This window comes from Streptomyces albofaciens JCM 4342 (assembly GCF_008634025.1).
Classification (GTDB): domain Bacteria; phylum Actinomycetota; class Actinomycetes; order Streptomycetales; family Streptomycetaceae; genus Streptomyces; species Streptomyces albofaciens.
Map to the genome: position 1 here is coordinate 205,439 of NZ_PDCM01000001.1, position 17,501 is coordinate 222,939.

At 68.7% G+C, this 17,501-nt stretch carries 17 protein-coding genes; 7 read left to right on the plus strand and 10 right to left on the minus strand.

Going from position 1 to position 17,501, the window contains the following annotated elements:
* Positions 1-9: 9 nt before the first annotated feature.
* Entirely contained in the window at positions 10-1,731 is a 1,722-nt protein-coding gene (locus CP973_RS01055) for a protein kinase family protein (RefSeq protein WP_150236746.1), read from the plus strand.
* Between the two features lie 151 nt (positions 1,732-1,882).
* On the opposite strand, the gene CP973_RS01060 is transcribed toward CP973_RS01055, so the two are convergent.
* Positions 1,883-2,308 carry a hypothetical protein gene (locus tag CP973_RS01060; RefSeq protein WP_150236748.1) on the minus strand — a complete coding sequence of 142 codons (426 nt, stop codon included), beginning with the start codon at positions 2,306-2,308 and terminating at the stop codon, positions 1,883-1,885.
* A 305-nt stretch (positions 2,309-2,613) separates the two neighbouring features.
* On the opposite strand from CP973_RS01060, the gene sigM reads away from it, so the two are divergent.
* The 4 genes from sigM (at position 2,614) to trxA (ending at position 5,702) form a co-directional block, all read left to right on the plus strand.
* Positions 2,614-3,309, plus strand: a complete 696-nt coding sequence (gene sigM / locus CP973_RS01065; protein WP_150236751.1) for an RNA polymerase sigma factor SigM — start codon at positions 2,614-2,616, stop codon at positions 3,307-3,309.
* Positions 3,306-4,241: an anti-sigma factor family protein gene (locus tag CP973_RS01070; RefSeq protein ID WP_150236753.1), complete on the plus strand. Its 936-nt coding sequence runs from the start codon at positions 3,306-3,308 to the stop codon at positions 4,239-4,241. Before sigM ends, CP973_RS01070 begins: the two co-directional genes overlap by 4 nt.
* A 117-nt stretch (positions 4,242-4,358) precedes the next feature.
* Entirely contained in the window at positions 4,359-5,333 is a 975-nt protein-coding gene (gene trxB / locus CP973_RS01075) for a thioredoxin-disulfide reductase (RefSeq protein ID WP_150236755.1), read from the plus strand.
* A gap of 42 nt (positions 5,334-5,375) precedes the next feature.
* Entirely contained in the window at positions 5,376-5,702 is a 327-nt protein-coding gene (gene trxA / locus CP973_RS01080; protein WP_003978872.1) for a thioredoxin, read from the plus strand.
* 71 nt (positions 5,703-5,773) lie between these two features.
* Here the strand turns inward: trxA and CP973_RS01085 are convergent, their stop codons facing one another.
* The 9 genes from CP973_RS01085 to rpmH form a co-directional block, all read right to left on the minus strand.
* A complete protein-coding gene (locus CP973_RS01085) occupies positions 5,774-6,391 on the minus strand; it encodes a GNAT family N-acetyltransferase (RefSeq protein WP_003978871.1) in 618 nt (205 codons plus the stop codon).
* A 307-nt stretch (positions 6,392-6,698) separates the two neighbouring features.
* A complete protein-coding gene (locus CP973_RS01090) occupies positions 6,699-7,802 on the minus strand; it encodes a ParB/RepB/Spo0J family partition protein (protein ID WP_150236757.1) in 1,104 nt (367 codons plus the stop codon).
* Positions 7,799-8,875 (minus strand): AAA family ATPase, encoded by a 1,077-nt coding sequence (locus CP973_RS01095; protein ID WP_150236759.1) that lies wholly within the window; start codon positions 8,873-8,875, stop codon positions 7,799-7,801. The genes CP973_RS01090 and CP973_RS01095 overlap by 4 nt, the downstream gene beginning before the upstream one ends.
* A 255-nt stretch (positions 8,876-9,130) precedes the next feature.
* The gene (gene rsmG / locus CP973_RS01100) at positions 9,131-9,856 is read right to left on the minus strand and encodes a 16S rRNA (guanine(527)-N(7))-methyltransferase RsmG (protein WP_030598865.1); all 726 of its coding nucleotides are present in this window, start codon (positions 9,854-9,856) and stop codon (positions 9,131-9,133) included.
* A 105-nt stretch (positions 9,857-9,961) separates the two neighbouring features.
* Positions 9,962-10,468 carry a Jag family protein gene (locus CP973_RS01105; protein WP_150236760.1) on the minus strand — a complete coding sequence of 169 codons (507 nt, stop codon included), beginning with the start codon at positions 10,466-10,468 and terminating at the stop codon, positions 9,962-9,964.
* Between the two features lie 14 nt (positions 10,469-10,482).
* The gene (gene yidC, locus CP973_RS01110) at positions 10,483-11,667 is read right to left on the minus strand and encodes a membrane protein insertase YidC (protein ID WP_150236762.1); all 1,185 of its coding nucleotides are present in this window, start codon (positions 11,665-11,667) and stop codon (positions 10,483-10,485) included.
* A 3-nt stretch (positions 11,668-11,670) separates the two neighbouring features.
* Positions 11,671-11,988, minus strand: coding sequence for a membrane protein insertion efficiency factor YidD (gene yidD / locus CP973_RS01115; RefSeq protein ID WP_150236764.1), 318 nt, complete (start codon positions 11,986-11,988; stop codon positions 11,671-11,673).
* On the minus strand, positions 11,985-12,383 hold the full coding sequence (gene rnpA / locus CP973_RS01120; protein WP_030598868.1) for a ribonuclease P protein component: 399 nt from the start codon (positions 12,381-12,383) through the stop codon (positions 11,985-11,987). Before rnpA ends, yidD begins: the two co-directional genes overlap by 4 nt.
* Positions 12,384-12,404: 21 nt before the next feature.
* Positions 12,405-12,542 (minus strand): 50S ribosomal protein L34, encoded by a 138-nt coding sequence (gene rpmH / locus CP973_RS01125; protein WP_003949374.1) that lies wholly within the window; start codon positions 12,540-12,542, stop codon positions 12,405-12,407.
* A gap of 358 nt (positions 12,543-12,900) precedes the next feature.
* Between rpmH and dnaA the strand changes: the two genes are divergently transcribed.
* Positions 12,901-14,835: a chromosomal replication initiator protein DnaA gene (gene dnaA, locus CP973_RS01130; protein WP_150236766.1), complete on the plus strand. Its 1,935-nt coding sequence runs from the start codon at positions 12,901-12,903 to the stop codon at positions 14,833-14,835.
* A 1,044-nt stretch (positions 14,836-15,879) separates the two neighbouring features.
* The gene (gene dnaN / locus CP973_RS01140; protein ID WP_030665588.1) at positions 15,880-17,010 is read left to right on the plus strand and encodes a DNA polymerase III subunit beta; all 1,131 of its coding nucleotides are present in this window, start codon (positions 15,880-15,882) and stop codon (positions 17,008-17,010) included.
* The last annotated feature ends 491 nt before the right edge of the window (positions 17,011-17,501 follow it).

Genomic DNA, 17,501 nt, shown 5'->3' on the forward strand with positions numbered 1-17,501 from the left:
GGAACGACGGTGGCGGAACGGAGCACGGCTGCCGTCGACGTGGCCGACACGAGCGGTGAGGAACCGCTGACCGCCCAGGCGGGACAGGCCACGGACGACGGTGCGGAGGCCGAGAGCGTAACCGGCACGGACCAGGACACCGCGCGCACCGGCGATCAGCGTGCCGCGGTGACCGACACCAAGCCGCCCGAACTGCACAGCGGCCACAAGCTCGCCAGACGCTACCGCCTTGAGGAATGCGTCACCCGTCTGGACGGATTCAGCAGCTGGCGTGCGGTCGACGAGAAACTGCGCCGTGCCGTCGGCGTACACGTCCTGCCCGCGGACCACCCACGTGCCCGCCCCGTGCTGTCCGCCGCCCGCTCCGCCGCGCTGCTCGGTGACCCCCGCTTCGTGCAGGTCCTGGACGCCGTCGAGGAGAACGACCTCGTCTACGTCGTGCACGAATGGCTGCCGGACGCCACCGAGCTGACCGCCGTGCTCGCGAACGGGCCGCTCGAACCGCACGACGCCTATCAGCTCGTCAGCCAGGTCTCCCAGGCCATGGCCGCCGCCCACCGGGAAGGCCTGTCCCATCTCAGGCTCAACCCGAGTTCGGTGCTGCGGACCGAGTCCGGGCAGTACCGCATCCGCGGCCTGGCGGTGATGGCCGCGCTGCGCGGCATCACCAGCGAGCATCCGCAGCGCACGGACACCGAGGCGATCGGCGCGCTCCTGTACGCCGCCCTGACCCAGCGCTGGCCGTACGAGAGCGACGCGTACGGCCTGTCCGGGCTGCCCAAGGACGTCGGCATGATCCCGCCGGACCAGGTACGGGCCGGCGTGCACCGTGGCCTGTCCGAGCTGGCCATGCGCGCGCTGGTCAACGACGGTGCCACCGCGTCCCGCCAGGAACCGGCCTGTACGACTCCGGAGGAGTTGGCGAAGGCCGTCACGGCCATACCGCGCATCCGACCGCCGGAGACGTCCTTCACCTCACCGCCGCCCTATCAGCGCACCGGCTACCAGCAGGGCACGTACGGCCAGCCGCCGACGCGCACCGGTGGTGTGTCAGCACGCACCGCACCGGTCCCCACCCCGCCGCCACCGCTGCAGAGCCGCACCGGCCGGGCGCTGAAGTGGTGCGTTTCCGGCCTGCTCATCGCGGCGCTGGGACTCGGGAGCTGGCAGCTGGCGGACACTCTGTTGCAGGACGAGGGCCGGAACAACCAGGAGAACACCCAACCGGAAAGCGGGACGCAGCAGAAGAAGCCCGCTCCGAAGCCGATCGCGATCGACGATGTCACCGAGTTCTCGCCGCTCACCAGCAAGCCCGTCGCCAGCCAGCATGACCCGGCGTCGAACGCTGTGGACGGGGACCCCGGCACCGCTTGGATCACCGGTGAGTTCAAGGGCTGGGCGAACTTCGGCAACCTTTCGCCCCGCAAGGACGGCAGCGGCCTCGTCGTCGACCTGGGGAGTGTGAAGGAGGTCTCCAGCGTCGAGGTCAGCATGTACCGGCCGGGGCACACCACCGAAGTGCTCGCCGCGGACGCGGCGGCTTCCAACCCGACCACGCTCAGCGCGTTCCCGCAGCGCCTGTCGAAGCTGGAGAAGTCGGGCAACACGTTGTCCGTGAAGCTCGACAAGCCCGTAAAGACGCGTTACGTCCTGATTCACATCACGGAACTGCCGAGCTCCGATTCGGGCGGCTACCGGGGCGGCATCTCGGAAATCAAGGTCAACGGCTGATCCCTTCGATACCTTTCGCCGGCCTGTGAACGAGGATACGCACGGACCGGCAAGGACAGCCTGGTGAATTCCGCGCAGCTACCGAGAAAAGACAGACTTCGGGCCCTGGCCGATGTACCGGCCAGGGCCCGACCAGCGAATACGGTGCTGTCTAATTCCAGCCGGTGCAGTAGACCTTGTTGTTTCCGAAGTACCCACAGGCCCGCACCGAGTATCCGGGGCCGTCGTACTGAAGCTTGTTGTTCGCAATCGCAGCAGTGTCACCGGCGTCGAGACTGAACCGACGCTTCTGAACCAATCCCTTCCAGGTCTTCCCGCCGTTACGGGATACATCCATCCAAAGCGCACCCTCGCTGTCGCTTCCGTTCGACGTCATGCTGGCCATCGTCCAGTCATGGCCGTCGCCGCACCGGTACACGAGCAGCTTCACCGTGGCATGCCCGCCGTAGGTCTTCGTGGTCAGCGTCTTGCGGTGGCTGCAGCTGCCCTTCGAATACGCGGAAGCCGAACCCGGCATCGCACCGAGGGCGATTATCGAAGCCACCACTACCAACAGCAGACGCTTGAGGTTCCTCATGAAAAGCTACTCCTGAAACTTTCTCCGACAGCGATATATGGGCGACAGTGTCCACCCGGGACCGCATTCAACGAATCCGGCGGAATCACCGGCGTTCATGATCGTTTCAGTTTGTCCGGACCTCGGCAAGTCAGCCGATAAGCGCCCTTTCACGGCACCGAAGTGATGGCACACCGCAGCGGTCCAATCGCAGGCTGCGCATGCTGGCCGGTAACGCGGCTCCGCACCTCTCCGACGTTTACTTTCGCAGCGCGGCGGGCTTCAATGGAGCCACATATCCGCTGACCGCGCGAGCAGGGGGACCTGTGGGGCCTGAGACAGGCGGCTCTGACGTGGCGAGCGATGGAGACCTCCTCGCGCGCCATGTGGCCGGCGACCCCGACGCCTTCGGCGAGCTGGTCCGGCGCCACCGTGACCGGCTCTGGGCGGTGGCCCTCCGCACCCTCGGCGACCGGGAAGAGGCCGCGGACGCCGTCCAGGACGCGCTCGTCTCCGCCTACCGGGCCGCCCACACCTTCCGCGGCCAGTCGGCCGTCACGACGTGGCTGCACCGCATCACGGTCAACGCCTGCCTGGACCGCGCCCGCAAGGCGGCCTCCCGCCGTACGTCCCCGGTAGCCGAGACCGAACGGCTGGAGCAGCTGCTGGAACCGCACGAATCCGCCGCCGTACCGGCCGAGCGGCAGGACCTGCACCGGGAGCTGCTCCGAGCGCTGCGCACTCTGCCCGAGGAACAACGTGCTGCCCTGGTCCTCGTTGATATGCAGGGATATCCGGTGGCCGAGGCGGCCGAGATCCTGGACGTGCCCACCGGCACGGTGAAAAGCCGCTGTTCGCGGGGCCGGGCGCGGTTGCTGCCGATGCTCACCCATCTGCGTTCAGGAGAAGGGGATAGCAGACCCGTCAGCGGGGGAAGGAACCGGGCGCAGGGGACATCCGTCCCAGAGGCGGCAGGACCGAAGGACACAGATGCCGTGAAGGGCGGAGGTGGGCGCTCGTGACTTCGACGACCGACACGGACGAGCACCCGGAGGTCTCCGAGATCTCCGCGCTCACGGACGGTCTGCTGTCACCGTCCCGCACCGCTGATCTACGCGATCACCTGGCGTGCTGTGAGCTGTGCGAGGACGTATACGCCTCCCTGGAGGAGATTCGGGGGCTGCTCGGCACGCTCCCCGGGCCGTCTCGCATGCCCACCGATGTGGCGGAGCGCATCGATGCGGCATTGGCGGCCGAAGCGCTGCTCGACTCGACGGCCCCGGACCAGAACCCCGATGTTTCACGTGAAACACCGGATGTCACGGTCGCAGTCGTTTCACGTGAAACCGAAACACCGCCGACCGCATCGCCTTCCGGGCCTGCTTCCCGGCCGGCCGGACACCCCCGAGCCGCTACCGGTCCGGGCCGTCAGACACACGGCGCCCGTTCCCGGAGCCGTCGCTGGCCTAGGGCACTGCTCGGTGCCGCGGCTGCTGCGGCGGTCCTCAGTGTCGGCGGAGTCATCATCCAGAACATCAGCTCCGGCAGCGGACAGAGCGATGCGCAGAAGCAGCACGCCGAAACGGCCAAGCAGGGCGCCGGAGCCTCTTCCGCCCTGACGTCCGCCACCCTGGAAACCCGCGTCCACGACCTCCTCACCTCCTCGGGCAGCAAGAAGACTCCGGACGTCGGCACGCAGAGTTCCCCCGACACCCCGCTGCGCGGCGCGACGGACACCGTCCCCTCCTGCGTCCAGCAGGGCACCGGGCGGACCGAGGCTCCCCTGGCCTCCGTCCGCAGCTCTTACGAGGGCCAGGACGCGTACCTTGTCGTTCTGCCGCACCCCACCGACCCCAGCCGCGTCTCGGCCTATGTCATCGCGTCCTCCTGCGTCTCGGCGTCGCCGCCGGCGCCCGGGAAGGTGCTGCTGAGCCACTCGTACCGGCGAGACTGACCCGGCGGCGAGGGCGCCGGGGCACCCCGGGAATGCCTGCCCCGTAGGATCCGTTGGGTGGGGTGAGAGTTCACCGAGAGCCCCAGCAAGCAGTCGGCAGAGACAAGGAAGACACCCGTGAGCGACGTCCGCAACGTGATCATCATCGGCTCCGGGCCCGCGGGCTACACCGCCGCGCTCTACACCGCCCGTGCCTCCCTGAAGCCGCTGGTTTTCGAGGGCGCCGTCACCGCCGGTGGCGCGCTGATGAACACCACCGAGGTGGAGAACTTCCCCGGGTTCCGCGACGGCATCATGGGCCCCGACCTGATGGACAACATGCGCGCCCAGGCCGAGCGCTTCGGCGCCGAGCTGGTGCCGGACGACGTGGTCGCGGTCGACCTGACCGGGGAGATCAAGACCGTCACCGACACCGCCGGCACCGTGCACCGCGCCAAGGCCGTGATCGTCACCACCGGTTCGCAGCACCGCAAGCTGGGCCTGCCCCGCGAGGACGAGCTGTCCGGCCGCGGTGTCTCCTGGTGCGCGACCTGCGACGGGTTCTTCTTCAAGGACCAGGACATCGCCGTGGTCGGCGGCGGCGACACCGCGATGGAGGAGGCCACCTTCCTCTCCCGCTTCGCCAAGTCGGTCACGATCATCCACCGTCGTGACACGCTGCGGGCGAGCAAGGCGATGCAGGAGCGGGCCTTTGCCGACCCGAAGATCAGCTTCGTCTGGGACAGCGAGGTCGCCGAGATCCACGGCGAGAACAAGCTCTCCGGTCTGACACTGCGCAACCTGAAGTCCGGCGAGACCTCGGAGCTCCCGGTGACCGGTCTGTTCATCGCGATCGGCCACGACCCGCGGACGGAGCTGTTCAAGGGTCAGCTGGAGCTGGACGACGAGGGCTACCTCAAGGTGGAGTCCCCCAGCACCCGTACGAACCTCACGGGCGTCTTCGCCGCCGGCGACGTCGTGGACCACACCTACCGCCAGGCGATCACCGCCGCCGGCACCGGGTGCTCCGCCGCCCTGGACGCCGAGCGCCACCTCGCCGCCCTGTCGGACAGCGAGGACGTGCCCGAGCCGGAGAAGACCGCTTCCGCCTGACCCCGCCCCGACGCCCCAACCCCACCCAGTAAGGAGATTGCCATGGCCGGTGCCACGGTGACCGTGACGGACGCCAACTTCGAAGAGGTCGTCCTCAAGAGCGACAAGCCCGTACTCGTCGACTTCTGGGCCACCTGGTGCGGCCCGTGCCGCCAGATCGCCCCGTCGCTGGAGGCCATCGCCGCCGAGCACGACGAGATCGTCATCGCCAAGCTGAACACCGACGAGAACCCGACGACCACCGCCAAGTACGGCGTCATGTCGATTCCGACCATGAACGTCTACCAGGGCGGCGAGGTCGTGAAGACCATCGTCGGCGCCAAGCCGAAGGCCGCGCTGGAGCGCGAGCTGGGCGACTTCCTCGCCTGATCTCGCCTCACATGCCATGCGAACGGGCCCGCCCCTCGGGGGCGGGCCCGTTCGCGTTGTGTGGGTGCTCCTCAGAGCGGTCGTAGGGCGGGCTCCTTCTGCACTGCGCCCAGGAGACGGTCGAGGGCCAGTTCCACGTCTTCCTTCCAGGAGATCGTGGTGCGCAGCTCCAGTCGCAGGCGCGGGAAGCGGGGGTGCGGGCGTACCGTCTTGAAGCCGACGGCCAGGAGGTGGTCGGCGGGGAGCACACACGCGGGTTCCTCCCACCGAGCGTCCCCGAACGCCTCAAGCGCCTTGAAGCCACGGCGGATGAGGTCCTTCGCCACCGTCTGCACCATCACCCGGCCCAGGCCCTGCCCCTGATAGCCGGGCGTCAGCCAACCCGTCAGGAGTTGCACGGCGTCGGGGGAGACCGGGCTCGTGGGAAAGGCCGTGGAGCGCGGCACATACGCGGGAGGGGCGTACAGCACGAACCCGACCGGAACGTCGTCGACATAGACGACGCGGCCGCAGGAGCCCCATTCGAGGAGGACGGCCGAGATCCAGGCTTCCTTCTCCAGTTCGGGACGGCCCGCTCTTACCGCGGCCTCCCCGCTGACGGGGTCGAGCTCCCAGAAAACGCACGAACGGCAGCGCTTGGGGAGATCCGGAAGGTTGTCCAGCGTGAGCGGTACGAGCCGACGGCCCATGAAGACAGGTCCTCACTTCCCTCGCCCGCCGCACCGCGCGATGCCGTCCGCAGCTCCCGCTCCGTGAGCAGGCCACCGACGAAACCGCCGACTGCTCCGAGGCCGAAGCCCGCTGCCACCAGTCCGGTGCGGCTCACCGTTCGCATGGCTTACTCCTCGTTGTGGGGATTTCCCCGTGGATGTGCGCCATACCCGATCGCATCGTATCCACGGTCCGCCTACGCGGGTACCGCCACACAGCAAAGGGCGGGCCGTGTTCCGCAATTCGCCGGGAACACGGCCCGCCCTCGGGGCCGGACGGCTCGGATCAGCCCTCGTCGCCGTTTTCCTCGGCGAGGCTCTTGTCGAGTACCCGCCCCTCACCGGGGGCGAGGGTGCCGAGAATGCGTTCCAGGTCGTCTATCGAGGCGAACTCGACGACGATCTTGCCTTTCTTCTGTCCCAGGTCGACCTTCACCCGGGTCTCGAAGCGGTCGGAGAGCCGGGAGGCGAGGTCGGTCAGGGCGGGGGACACCCGGGTGCCGGCCCGCGGCTTCTTGGCCTTGGAACCGCCGGCGGGCTTGGTGCCCATGAGCGTCACGATCTCCTCGACCGCGCGCACCGACAGCCCCTCGGCCACGATGCGGTGTGCCAGCCGGTCCTGCTCCTCCGCGTCGTCCACGGAGAGCAGGGCGCGGGCGTGCCCCGCCGAAAGCACCCCGGCGGCGACGCGGCGCTGCACGGACGGCGAGAGCTTCAGCAGCCGCAGAGTGTTGGAGACCTGCGGGCGCGACCGGCCGATGCGGTCGGCCAGCTCGTCGTGGGTGCACTTGAAGTCGCGGAGCAGCTGGTCGTACGCGGCGGCCTCTTCAAGAGGGTTGAGCTGTGCCCGGTGGAGGTTCTCCAGCAGCGCGTCCAGCAGCAGCTTCTCGTCGTCGGTCGCACGGACAATGGCCGGGATCTTCTCCAGGCCCGCCTCACGGCAGGCCCGCCAGCGGCGCTCGCCCATGATGAGCTCGTACCGCTGGGGTCCGGTCTGCCGGACGACCACCGGCTGGAGCAGGCCGACCTCCTTGATGGAGGTGACCAGTTCGGCGAGGGCGTCCTCGTCGAAGACCTCGCGCGGCTGCCGCGGGTTGGGCGTGATCGCGTCGAGGGGCAGTTCGGCGAAGTGCGCGCCGACGACCTCCTGCGCTCCTTCCGTGGTGTCTTCCACGTCCTCCGGCTCGTTCGTTTCACGTGAAACGCTCTTCGCGTTGATCGCGGTGACCTTCGCCGCCGCCACCCCCCGGTCCTGTGTCAGGACCGGCACCGCGGAGGGCGATGTCGTGCCCCGGCTCACCGCGGGAGCGGTGTTGTCCGCGGCTTGCGGTGCCGCGGGGATCAGCGCACCGAGCCCACGTCCGAGTCCCCTGTTCCGTCGTTGGCTCACTGGTTCCCCTCCGACATGCTGTGCTGTGGTTCGTAGGTCACGTTGAGGCCCTGGGTTCCGGTGCCGGTCCGGGCCACTCCGCGCAGGGCGATCTCCCGGGCCGCCTCCAGGTAGGAGAGCGAGCCGCTGGAGCTCGGGTCGTAGGTGAGGACCGTCTGTCCGTAGCTGGGCGCCTCGGAGATGCGTACCGAGCGGGGGATGCTGGTGCGCAGCACCTCGTTGCCGAAGTGGTTGCGCACCTCTTCCGCGACCTGGGAGGCCAGCCGGGTCCGGCCGTCGTACATGGTGAGCAGGATGGTCGACACGTGGAGCTTGGGGTTGAGGTGCCCGCGCACCAGGTCGACGTTGCGCAGCAGCTGGCCGAGCCCTTCCAGCGCGTAGTACTCGCACTGGATGGGGATCAGCACCTCGGCTCCCGCCACCAGGGCGTTGACGGTCAGCAGCCCGAGCGAGGGCGGGCAGTCGATGAGGATGTAGTCCAGCGGCTGTTCGTACGCTTTGATGGCACGGTCCAGCCGGCTTTCACGGGCCACCAGCGACACGAGCTCGATCTCGGCGCCGGCCAGATCGATCGTGGCAGGCGCGCAGAACAGTCCCTCCACATCGGGTACGGGCACCACGACGTCGGACAGCGGCTTGCTTTCCACCAGGACGTCGTAGATCGAAGGGACTTCGGCGTGATGGTCTATACCGAGAGCCGTGGAGGCATTGCCCTGCGGGTCGAGGTCGATGACCAGGACGCGGGCGCCGTGCAGGGCAAGGGAGGCGGCGAGGTTGACCGTGGTGGTGGTCTTGCCGACCCCGCCCTTCTGGTTGGCGACCACCATGACCCGGGTTTCCTCGGGTCGTGGCAATGGTTCTCCCGTACGGCCAAGCGTCTGAACCGCCAGCTGAGCTGCACGACCGATCGGGGTGTCGTCCATCGGGGACGGCGTTTCACGTGAAACGTCATCCCCGAGCGACTCGCTACGGGGACCGGGGACCGGATCGGTCATCGGTCCCGCGATGTTGGCGTCGGACCGCAAGGATTCACTCTCCTCGACATCAGGCTCGCAGTGCTCAGAGCCTGCCATGCTTTCGGCGTCGTGAACCAGTGAGGTCCGCTCTCCTGTGGATGAACCCGCTTCTGTGGATACATCCGTGACCTGTGTGGGTCTGCGGTTACGCGGCTCGGCAGCTGCGCGACCACGGCTGATGATTCCATGCAGCAGAGAACGACGTTTCACGTGAAACACGATGACAGTGTCACGTCCGTTTTGTACGCGACACTCCGCTTTATGTCGTTTTGTTAGTTTTCCCGGGCTATCCCTCGCGCCCCCGGAGCTCGCTCAGCGTCGCCGCCCCCTCGATGCCCGGCTGGGCCGGGCCGCCTTGGCGCGCTTGGCCGCGAACCGCACACCGCCCGGGCTCTCGCCGACCTCCACCCGCACCACGGTCGACATCGGGTCCACGATTCCCTCACCGACCTGGACCACGGAGGTTTCCACGACACCGAGCTTGCCCAGTGCCGCGCGGGCACCCTTCAGCTCCTCCTCGGCGGTGTCTCCCTTGAGCGCGAGCATCTCGCCGTACGGACGCAGCAAGGGGACACCCCAACCCGCCAGCCGGTCGAGCGGTGCCACGGCTCGCGCGGTCACCACATGGACCTGCGGGAGCTTGCCCATGACCTCCTCGGCGCGACCGCGGACCACCGTCACGTGATCCAGCCCCAGCAACTCGACGACCTCCAGGAGGAAGTTCGTACGGCGCAGCAGCGGCTCCAGCAGCGTGATCTTCAGGTCCGGGCGTACCAGGGCCAGCGGAATGCCCGGGAGCCCGGCGCCCGAGCCCACGTCGCAGACGGTGACGCCCTCGGGCACCACCTCGGAGAGCACCGCGCAGTTCAGCAGGTGCCGCTCCCACAGCCGCGGCACTTCACGCGGTCCGATCAGTCCTCTGCGTACGCCCGCGTCGGCGAGCAGCTCCCCGTAGCGCACGGCTTCCGGGAAACGCTCACCGAACACCTCGCGCGCCACATCCGGCGCCGGTGGGAGCTCCGCTGCTGCGTCCGTCACGGGAACCGCCTTCCTCTGGACTGTTATCAGGCTGACAAGACGTGGCCCCGCCTGCGAGTACAGACGGGGCCGGATAGATCAAGGGCTGTTCGGTGGCGCGGGCCGTCAGGCCGGCAGGACCACCACACAGCGCTGGGGCTCCTCGCCCTCGGACTCGCTGCGCAGCCCGGCCGCCGCGACGGCGTCGTGCACGACCTTGCGCTCGAAGGGGGTCATCGGCTTCAGCTTGACCGGCTCGCCGCTGCCCTTGGCCTCCTCCGCAGCCTTCGCGCCCAGCTCCGCGAGTTCCTCGCGCTTGCGGGCCCGGAATCCCGCGATGTCCAGCATCAGGCGGCTGCGGTCACCGGTCTCGCGGTGCACCGCGAGCCGGGTCAGCTCCTGGAGCGCCTCCAGCACCTCGCCGTCCCGGCCGACCAGCTTCTGCAGGTCGCGGCTGGTCGAGTCGCTGATGATCGACACGGCCGCGCGGTCGGCCTCGACGTCCATGTCGATGTCGCCGTCGAGGTCGGCGATGTCCAGCAGGCCCTCAAGGTAGTCGGCCGCGATCTCACCCTCCTGCTCCAGGCGGGTCAGGGTGTCGGTGCCCTCGGCGGCCGGGGTCGTGTCCGTCACGGAAGGACTCCTTCTTACTTCTTGGACGGGTGCTTGGGCCGCTGCTGGCCCTTGCGCTGTCCGGACTTGGCGTTACGGGAGCCGGAGGCGGAGGAACCGCCCTTCGGCTTGCTGTCCTGCGGTGCCTTCTTCTCCAGGGACTGCTTCTTCGAAGCGTCCGCGTCGGAGGCACCGGAAGCGCTGGAGCCGGACCCCGCGCGGGTGCGCCGGGGCTGCTGACCGCCGGCCGGCTTGCCACCGGTCTGCTTGCCGCCGGTGGGCTGGGTCTGACGCTGGGACTTGCTCTGCCGCTTGGGCTGCTGCCGGTTCTGGCGGGCCTCCTCGGCGGCCTTCCTGGCCTCGACCTCGGCCGGGTCCTCCTTGAGCTTGCCCTTGGCCCGCAGCCGCTCCTGACGCTCCTGGAAGGCCTTGCTGCCCGGGGTCGGGTTGCGGCGGATGACGAACATCTGCTGACCCATGGTCCACACGTTGGTGGTCAGCCAGTACAGGAGGACGCCGACGGGGAAGCCGGGGAAGCCGATACCGAAGACGGCGAACATGATCGGGAAGACGTACATCAGCATCTTCTGCTGCTGCATGAACGGCGTCTTCACCGTCAGGTCGACGTTCTTGGTCATCAGCTGGCGCTGCGTGTAGAACTGCGAGGCCGACATCAGGACGATCATGATGACGGTGACCACGCGCACGTCGGTGACCGAGGCGCCCAGCGACTGGATCTTCTCCGGCGTGTCCAGGAACTTCGCGGCCAGCGGGGCACCGAAGATGTGCGCCTTCTGCGCGCTCTCCAGCAGCGACTGGTTGATGACGCCGACCGTCTGGTTGTTCGCGATGTGGCTGAGGACCTGGTACAGCGAGATGAAGAAGGGCGACTGCGCCAGGATCGGCAGGCAGCTGGAGAGCGGGTTGGTGCCCGTCTCCTTGTACAGCTTCATCATCTCTTCGGACTGACGCTGCTTGTCGCTCTTGTAGCGCTCCTGGATCGCCTTCATCTTCGGCTGGAGCGCCTGCATGTTCCGCGTCGACTTGATCTGCTTCACGAAGAGCGGGATCAGGCAGATACGGATCAGTACCACCAGCGAGACGATGGACAGACCCCACGCCGCGCCACTGTTCTCGTCGAAGATGAGGCTGTAGAACGAGTGGAACTGGACGATGATCCAGGAAACTGCGTAATAGAGAGGACTGAGGATCGTGTCCACGAATCAGGCTCCTTGGGCGGTGGGCTGAGTCTCAGGCTGTGCGGCAGGCTCAGGGACGGTGGACCCGCCCAGGCGGCTCCTCAGCCGCCGATGCCAGACCGGACGCTTCCGGGGTGGTACGTGGTCGACGCCACCTGGCGACCACGGGTTGCAACGCAGGATGCGCCAAGCCGTCAGCGCGGTCCCTTTCAGGGCGCCGTGCCGGTCGATGGCCGTATAGCCATAGTGGGAGCACGACGGGTAGTACCGGCAGACCGGACCCAGCAAGGGGCTGATGGTCCACTGGTACAGCTTGATCAGCAGCAGCAGCGGGTACTTCATCGCGGCACCCTCCCCTGACCTTCGGTTGGGGGATCTCCACCCAGCAGCCGCTGCAGCGCGGTGTCCAGGTCGCGGGCCAGCTGGTCGTGACCCGCATCACCCGCACCGGGCAGCGCCCGTACGACAACCAGGCTACCGGCGGGCAGCCGGTCCAGCCGGTCGCGCACCAGGTGACGCAGCCGTCGCTTGACCTGGTTGCGGACGACGGCGCCGCCGACGGCCTTGCTCACGACGAAACCCGCACGCGCCGGGGGAGGGCTCTCCCCCGCTGCGTGCGGGTCCGTTGCACCGCTGCGTAGGTGGACGACGAGGAGCGGGCGCCCGGCCCTGCGTCCCCGGCGTACCGCGGTCGCAAAGTCCTCGCGCCGCCTCAGCCGATGCTCGGTAGGCAGCACGTCATGGACCTAGCTCAGGGCTCAGGCCGACAGGCGGGCGCGACCCTTGCCACGGCGGGACGCGAGAATCGCGCGGCCGGCACGGGTGCGCATACGCAGGCGGAAGCCGTGGGTCTTCGCGCGACGGCGGTTGTTCGGCTGGAAGGTGCGCTTGCTCACTCGGGGGCTCCAGAGATGCTTGGTGTCTCCGGGGAGACAGGTGTGGGGCGTCGACTGGCTGTCACCGTGCGCCCACGAGTAGCTCGCAACGCCCGAGTGCACCGCTACTTCGATCACTTGAGCGCGATCTTTGCCCATCGGAGGCAGGCGGCAGCAGCCATCGACAACTCGACCTGGTTACGGTACGCGCGGCGGCGTCATCCGGTCAAACCGGCCCTCGTCCGGGACACACTGTGCACAGCCTGTGGACAACAACTTGAATCACCACGGTCGCCCTGACTACCGTGGGTCAACTCCGATTCCTTCCCGCCCGTCCTGAGAATCACACATTCGTGGGACCTGTGAGAGAGCGTGCTCTGTGGCTGACGTACCTGCCGATCTTGCCGCAGTGTGGCCACGTGTACTTGATCACCTCCTGCGAGCGGAGAGTGACAGCCTCAAGCCGAAGGACCAGGACTGGCTGAAGCGGACACAGCCGCTGGCGCTGGTGGCGGACACCGCCCTGCTGGCCGTGCCCAACGAGTTCGCCAAGGGCGTGCTGGAGGGCCGGCTCGCGCCGCTCATCGGTGAGGCGCTGAGCCACCAGTGCGGCCGCCCGATCCGGATCGCGATCACCGTCGACGACTCCGCCGAGGAGTCCCAGCCTCAGCAGCCGCTGCCCTCGGCCCCGCCGTCGTCCCCTGTACAGCAGCAGCGGCACCAGCCCCAGCAGCAGCCGGGGCAGCAGCACGACGCGTACGGCGGCTACGACGGCCGGCAGAGCGACGGCTACGACAACCGGCAGGGTTACGGGCACCAGGACGACGACCTGCCGCACGTGCGCCCCGCGTATCCGGAATACCAGCAGCAGCACCAGCAGCCCCGGCACGAGCCCGGCGCCTGGCCGCAGCAGCACTCCGGGATGGGCGGCCAGGGGGGCCCCGGCCCTCGCGAGGACTACGGCTGGCAGCAGCAGCGCCTGGGCGGCTTCCCCGAGCGCGACCCTTACGCGACGCCGCCTCCCGCACACGTACAGCAGCAGCACTCCCAGCGGTCACAGGGTGACTACCGTTCGTCGGCACCCGAGCACTCCGGTCCGCCGCAGCATCAGCACCCCGAGGGCCACTCGCCCTACGAGCAGCAGCCGCAGCGCCGTGACCTGGCCGAACACCAGCCGCCCGGGCACATCCAGAACCCCGGTCCGGGCGGGCTGCCCGCGCCCAGCGGCGCGCCAGGCCCGCTCGCCGCGCAGCCCGCGCCCGCGACCGGTCCCGGTGAGCCGACCGCGCGGCTGAACCCGAAGTACCTCTTCGACACCTTCGTCATCGGCGCTTCCAACCGCTTCGCGCACGCCGCCGCGGTGGCCGTGGCGGAGGCGCCGGCCAAGGCGTACAACCCGCTGTTCATCTACGGCGAGTCCGGCCTCGGCAAGACGCACCTGCTGCACGCGATCGGGCACTACGCGCGCAGCCTCTATCCGGGCACCCGGGTGCGGTACGTCAGCTCGGAGGAGTTCACCAACGAGTTCATCAACTCCATCCGCGACGGCAAGGCGGACGCGTTCCGCAAGCGCTACCGCGACATGGACATCCTGCTCGTCGACGACATCCAGTTCCTGGCGAGCAAGGAGTCGACGCAGGAGGAGTTCTTCCACACCTTCAACACACTGCACAACGCGAACAAGCAGATCGTGCTGTCCTCGGACCGGCCGCCCAAGCAGCTGGTGACCCTGGAGGACCGGCTGCGCAACCGCTTCGAGTGGGGTCTGATCACCGACGTCCAGCCGCCCGAGCTGGAGACCCGCATCGCGATCCTGCGCAAGAAGGCCGTGCAGGAGCAGCTCAACGCGCCGCCGGAGGTGCTGGAGTTCATCGCCTCCCGGATCTCGCGCAACATCCGTGAGCTGGAGGGGGCGCTGATCCGTGTCACCGCCTTCGCGTCCCTCAACCGCCAGCCGGTGGACCTGGGCCTGACGGAGATCGTCCTCAAGGACCTGATCCCCGGGGGCGAGGACGCGGCGCCCGAGATCACCGCGACCGCCATCATGGCCGCGACCGCCGACTACTTCGGGCTGACCGTGGACGATCTGTGCGGATCCTCGCGCAGTCGCGTCCTGGTGACGGCCCGGCAGATCGCGATGTACCTGTGCCGTGAGCTGACGGATCTGTCGCTGCCGAAGATCGGCGCGCAGTTCGGCGGGCGCGACCACACGACGGTGATGCACGCCGACCGCAAGATCAGGGCGCTGATGGCCGAGCGGCGCTCCATCTACAACCAGGTGACGGAGCTGACCAACCGCATCAAGAACGGCTGACGCGGCCCAGCGGCCGGCCAGAGCCTCCAGGGCGCCCCGGGACGTACGCACTCCCGGGGCGCCCTTCGCCGTTCGTACGGCGCGAGTACGGAGAGCCGTCGCCCGTACGGAGGGCTCTCGCCGTACGAAGGGGGCGCCGACCGCCCGCCGAGGTGCCCGCAGACCGCCGTACGCCCGCCACGAACCCGCCTCCGGCTCGCCCCCGACCGTCCAAAATCCCGCCGGAGCGGCGTTCCGACCGGGCCCGGACAGCGCTTCGCACCCGCCCACCGCCGTCCCGACCCTGTGGAAGGTCCCCGCCTCTGTTCGATTTCGCGTCAGGTCACGGCCGTGCTCCACAGATTGGCCAAGAATCTTCCGTCCACACGCTGGGGACTGGGAAGTTATCCCTGTGAAGTCCACAGGACAGTGGGGTGCTGGGGTATCAGCGCAGGTCAGCGGCGTGTGGATTTGTGGCTAACACTCATCCACAGGGTGTGGACAGAAGATCGCTCCACAGTGGGCGGGTCGCGTTGTCCACTGGCCGCCCACAGGCGACCCGCCCTTGTCCCCAAGTTCTCCACACCCCTGTCCACTGTTCGGCAAGGTGACACCCGGGCTCACCGGGGCGAGTGAAAGGCATCACACCAAGGTGCCGGATTGGGCTGTGGGGAACCTGGGTAAAGCTGGGGACAGGACTGGGGAGAAGTAGGGGTCCCCTGTGCATCGGGTGTGCATGAAGGACGCCGGTCCACAGAAGAGGCCGGTTGTCCACGGCTGCCGCCCACAGGACCGGTGGACAAAAAAACCGTGTTGACCTGCGCAGACGCAGTTGTCCACGGTTTCCACAAGCCCTACTACTACGACCACGGATAGCTACCTGGGAACTCGTTTCGAATCGGGTGCTGTGCACAACTTGGGGATCGGTCGTCCGGCGCCTCTCGATCCGACTTGACCCCGAGCAGCAACGGCTGTCGGTGACGTACGTCAGACTGGTCTCCGGCGACCCAGCCGACGAAGAAGGCCAGCAGGGCGTAAGCCAGCAACAGCAGGAGGCGGTTTCCGGTGAAGATCCGGGTGGAGCGCGATGTACTCGCGGAGGCAGTGGCCTGGGCGGCCAAGAGCCTCCCGGCCCGTCCGCCGGTGCCCGTCCTCGCGGGCCTGCTGCTGAAGGCGGAGGAGGGCAGCCTGAGCCTCTCCGGCTTCGACTACGAGGTCTCCGCGCGCGTGTCCGTGGAAGCGGAGGTGGAGGAAGAGGGGACCGTCCTGGTCTCCGGCCGCCTGCTGGCCGACATCTGCCGCGCGCTTCCCAACCGCCCGGTGGAGATTTCCACCGACGGTGTACGGGTCACCGTCGTCTGCGGCTCCTCCCGCTTCACCCTCCACACCCTTCCTGTGGAGGAGTACCCGGCCCTGCCGCAGATGCCGACCGCCACCGGCACCGTGCCCGGTGAGGTCTTCGCCGCGGCCGCCGCCCAGGTCGCCATCGCCGCCGGCCGCGACGACACCCTCCCGGTGCTCACCGGCGTACGGATCGAGATCGAGGGCGACACCGTCACCCTGGCCTCCACCGACCGCTACCGCTTCGCCGTGCGCGAGTTCCTGTGGAAGCCGGAGAGCCCGGACGCCTCCGCGGTGGCGCTGGTGCCCGCCAAGACGCTGCTGGACACCGCCAAGTCCCTCAGCAGCGGCGACAGCGTGACCCTGGCGCTGTCCGGCTCGGGCGCCGGTGAGGGCCTGATCGGTTTCGAGGGCGCGGGCCGCCGCACGACCACGCGGCTGCTGGAGGGCGACCTCCCCAAGTACCGCACGCTCTTCCCCACCGAGTTCAACTCGGTCGCCGTGATCGAGACCGCCCCGTTCGTCGAGGCCGTCAAGCGTGTGGCGCTGGTGGCCGAGCGGAACACCCCGGTGCGCCTGAGCTTCGAGCAGGGCGTGCTGGTCCTGGAGGCCGGCTCCAGCGACGACGCACAGGCTGTGGAGCGGGTGGACGCGGACCTGGAGGGCGACGACATCTCCATCGCCTTCAACCCGGGCTTCCTCCTGGAGGGCCTGTCGGCGATCGACTCCCCGGTGGCCCAGCTGTCCTTCACGACCTCCACGAAGCCGGCGCTCCTCAGCGGCCGCCCGGCCAAGGACGCCGAGGCGGACGAGGCGTACAAGTACCTGATCATGCCGGTGCGCCTGTCCGGCTGATCCCCACAGGCTGTGGACGGCCGCCGCGGATCCCGCCGCGGTCGGCCGTCCGGAAGCTTCCCGCCCCTGACGCGTGCCGTCGGCCCGTGTCAGGGGCGGAGCTGTTTGCCGTACGTACCGGCCACACCTACCGGCCGTACGCATCGGACCGGCCGTACCGGGCCGCGGCGCGGGCACCCGTACGGGCGAGCGAGCCGGTACGGGTGGTTACGGGGCGCGACGGAGCGGCTGGTGCGCCCCCGGTCCCCGGCGACGGCTTCGGTGCCGGAACCGCGGGGCCGAAGCCGTTCCGGCGCCACCGGGCGAGGCTTGGCAGGGGCCTTCCCTGTGGCCCCGTGCACCGGGAAGAACGCGCTCGGCAACGAAAACCTGCACGTCCCGGGCCCGGCGCGGGCCACCCGCCGCCGGTTGTCCACAGCTGTGGGGGCCGCGCCGCCGCGTCGTGGCTTCGCGCGTAAACTCGACGCGTAGGTCGGGGATGTGCCGTAACG

Coding starts and splice junctions, on each gene's coding strand:
- CP973_RS01085 (WP_003978871.1), bottom strand. CDS start 6,391: ATGGGCCGTCGGCTCGTACCGCTCACGCTGGACAACCTTCCGGATCTC.
- trxA (WP_003978872.1), top strand. CDS start 5,376: ATGGCCGGTGCCACGGTGACCGTGACGGACGCCAACTTCGAAGAGGTC.
- yidD (WP_150236764.1), bottom strand. CDS start 11,988: ATGAAGTACCCGCTGCTGCTGCTGATCAAGCTGTACCAGTGGACCATC.
- CP973_RS01060 (WP_150236748.1), bottom strand. CDS start 2,308: ATGAGGAACCTCAAGCGTCTGCTGTTGGTAGTGGTGGCTTCGATAATC.
- CP973_RS01095 (WP_150236759.1), bottom strand. CDS start 8,875: ATGGCAGGCTCTGAGCACTGCGAGCCTGATGTCGAGGAGAGTGAATCC.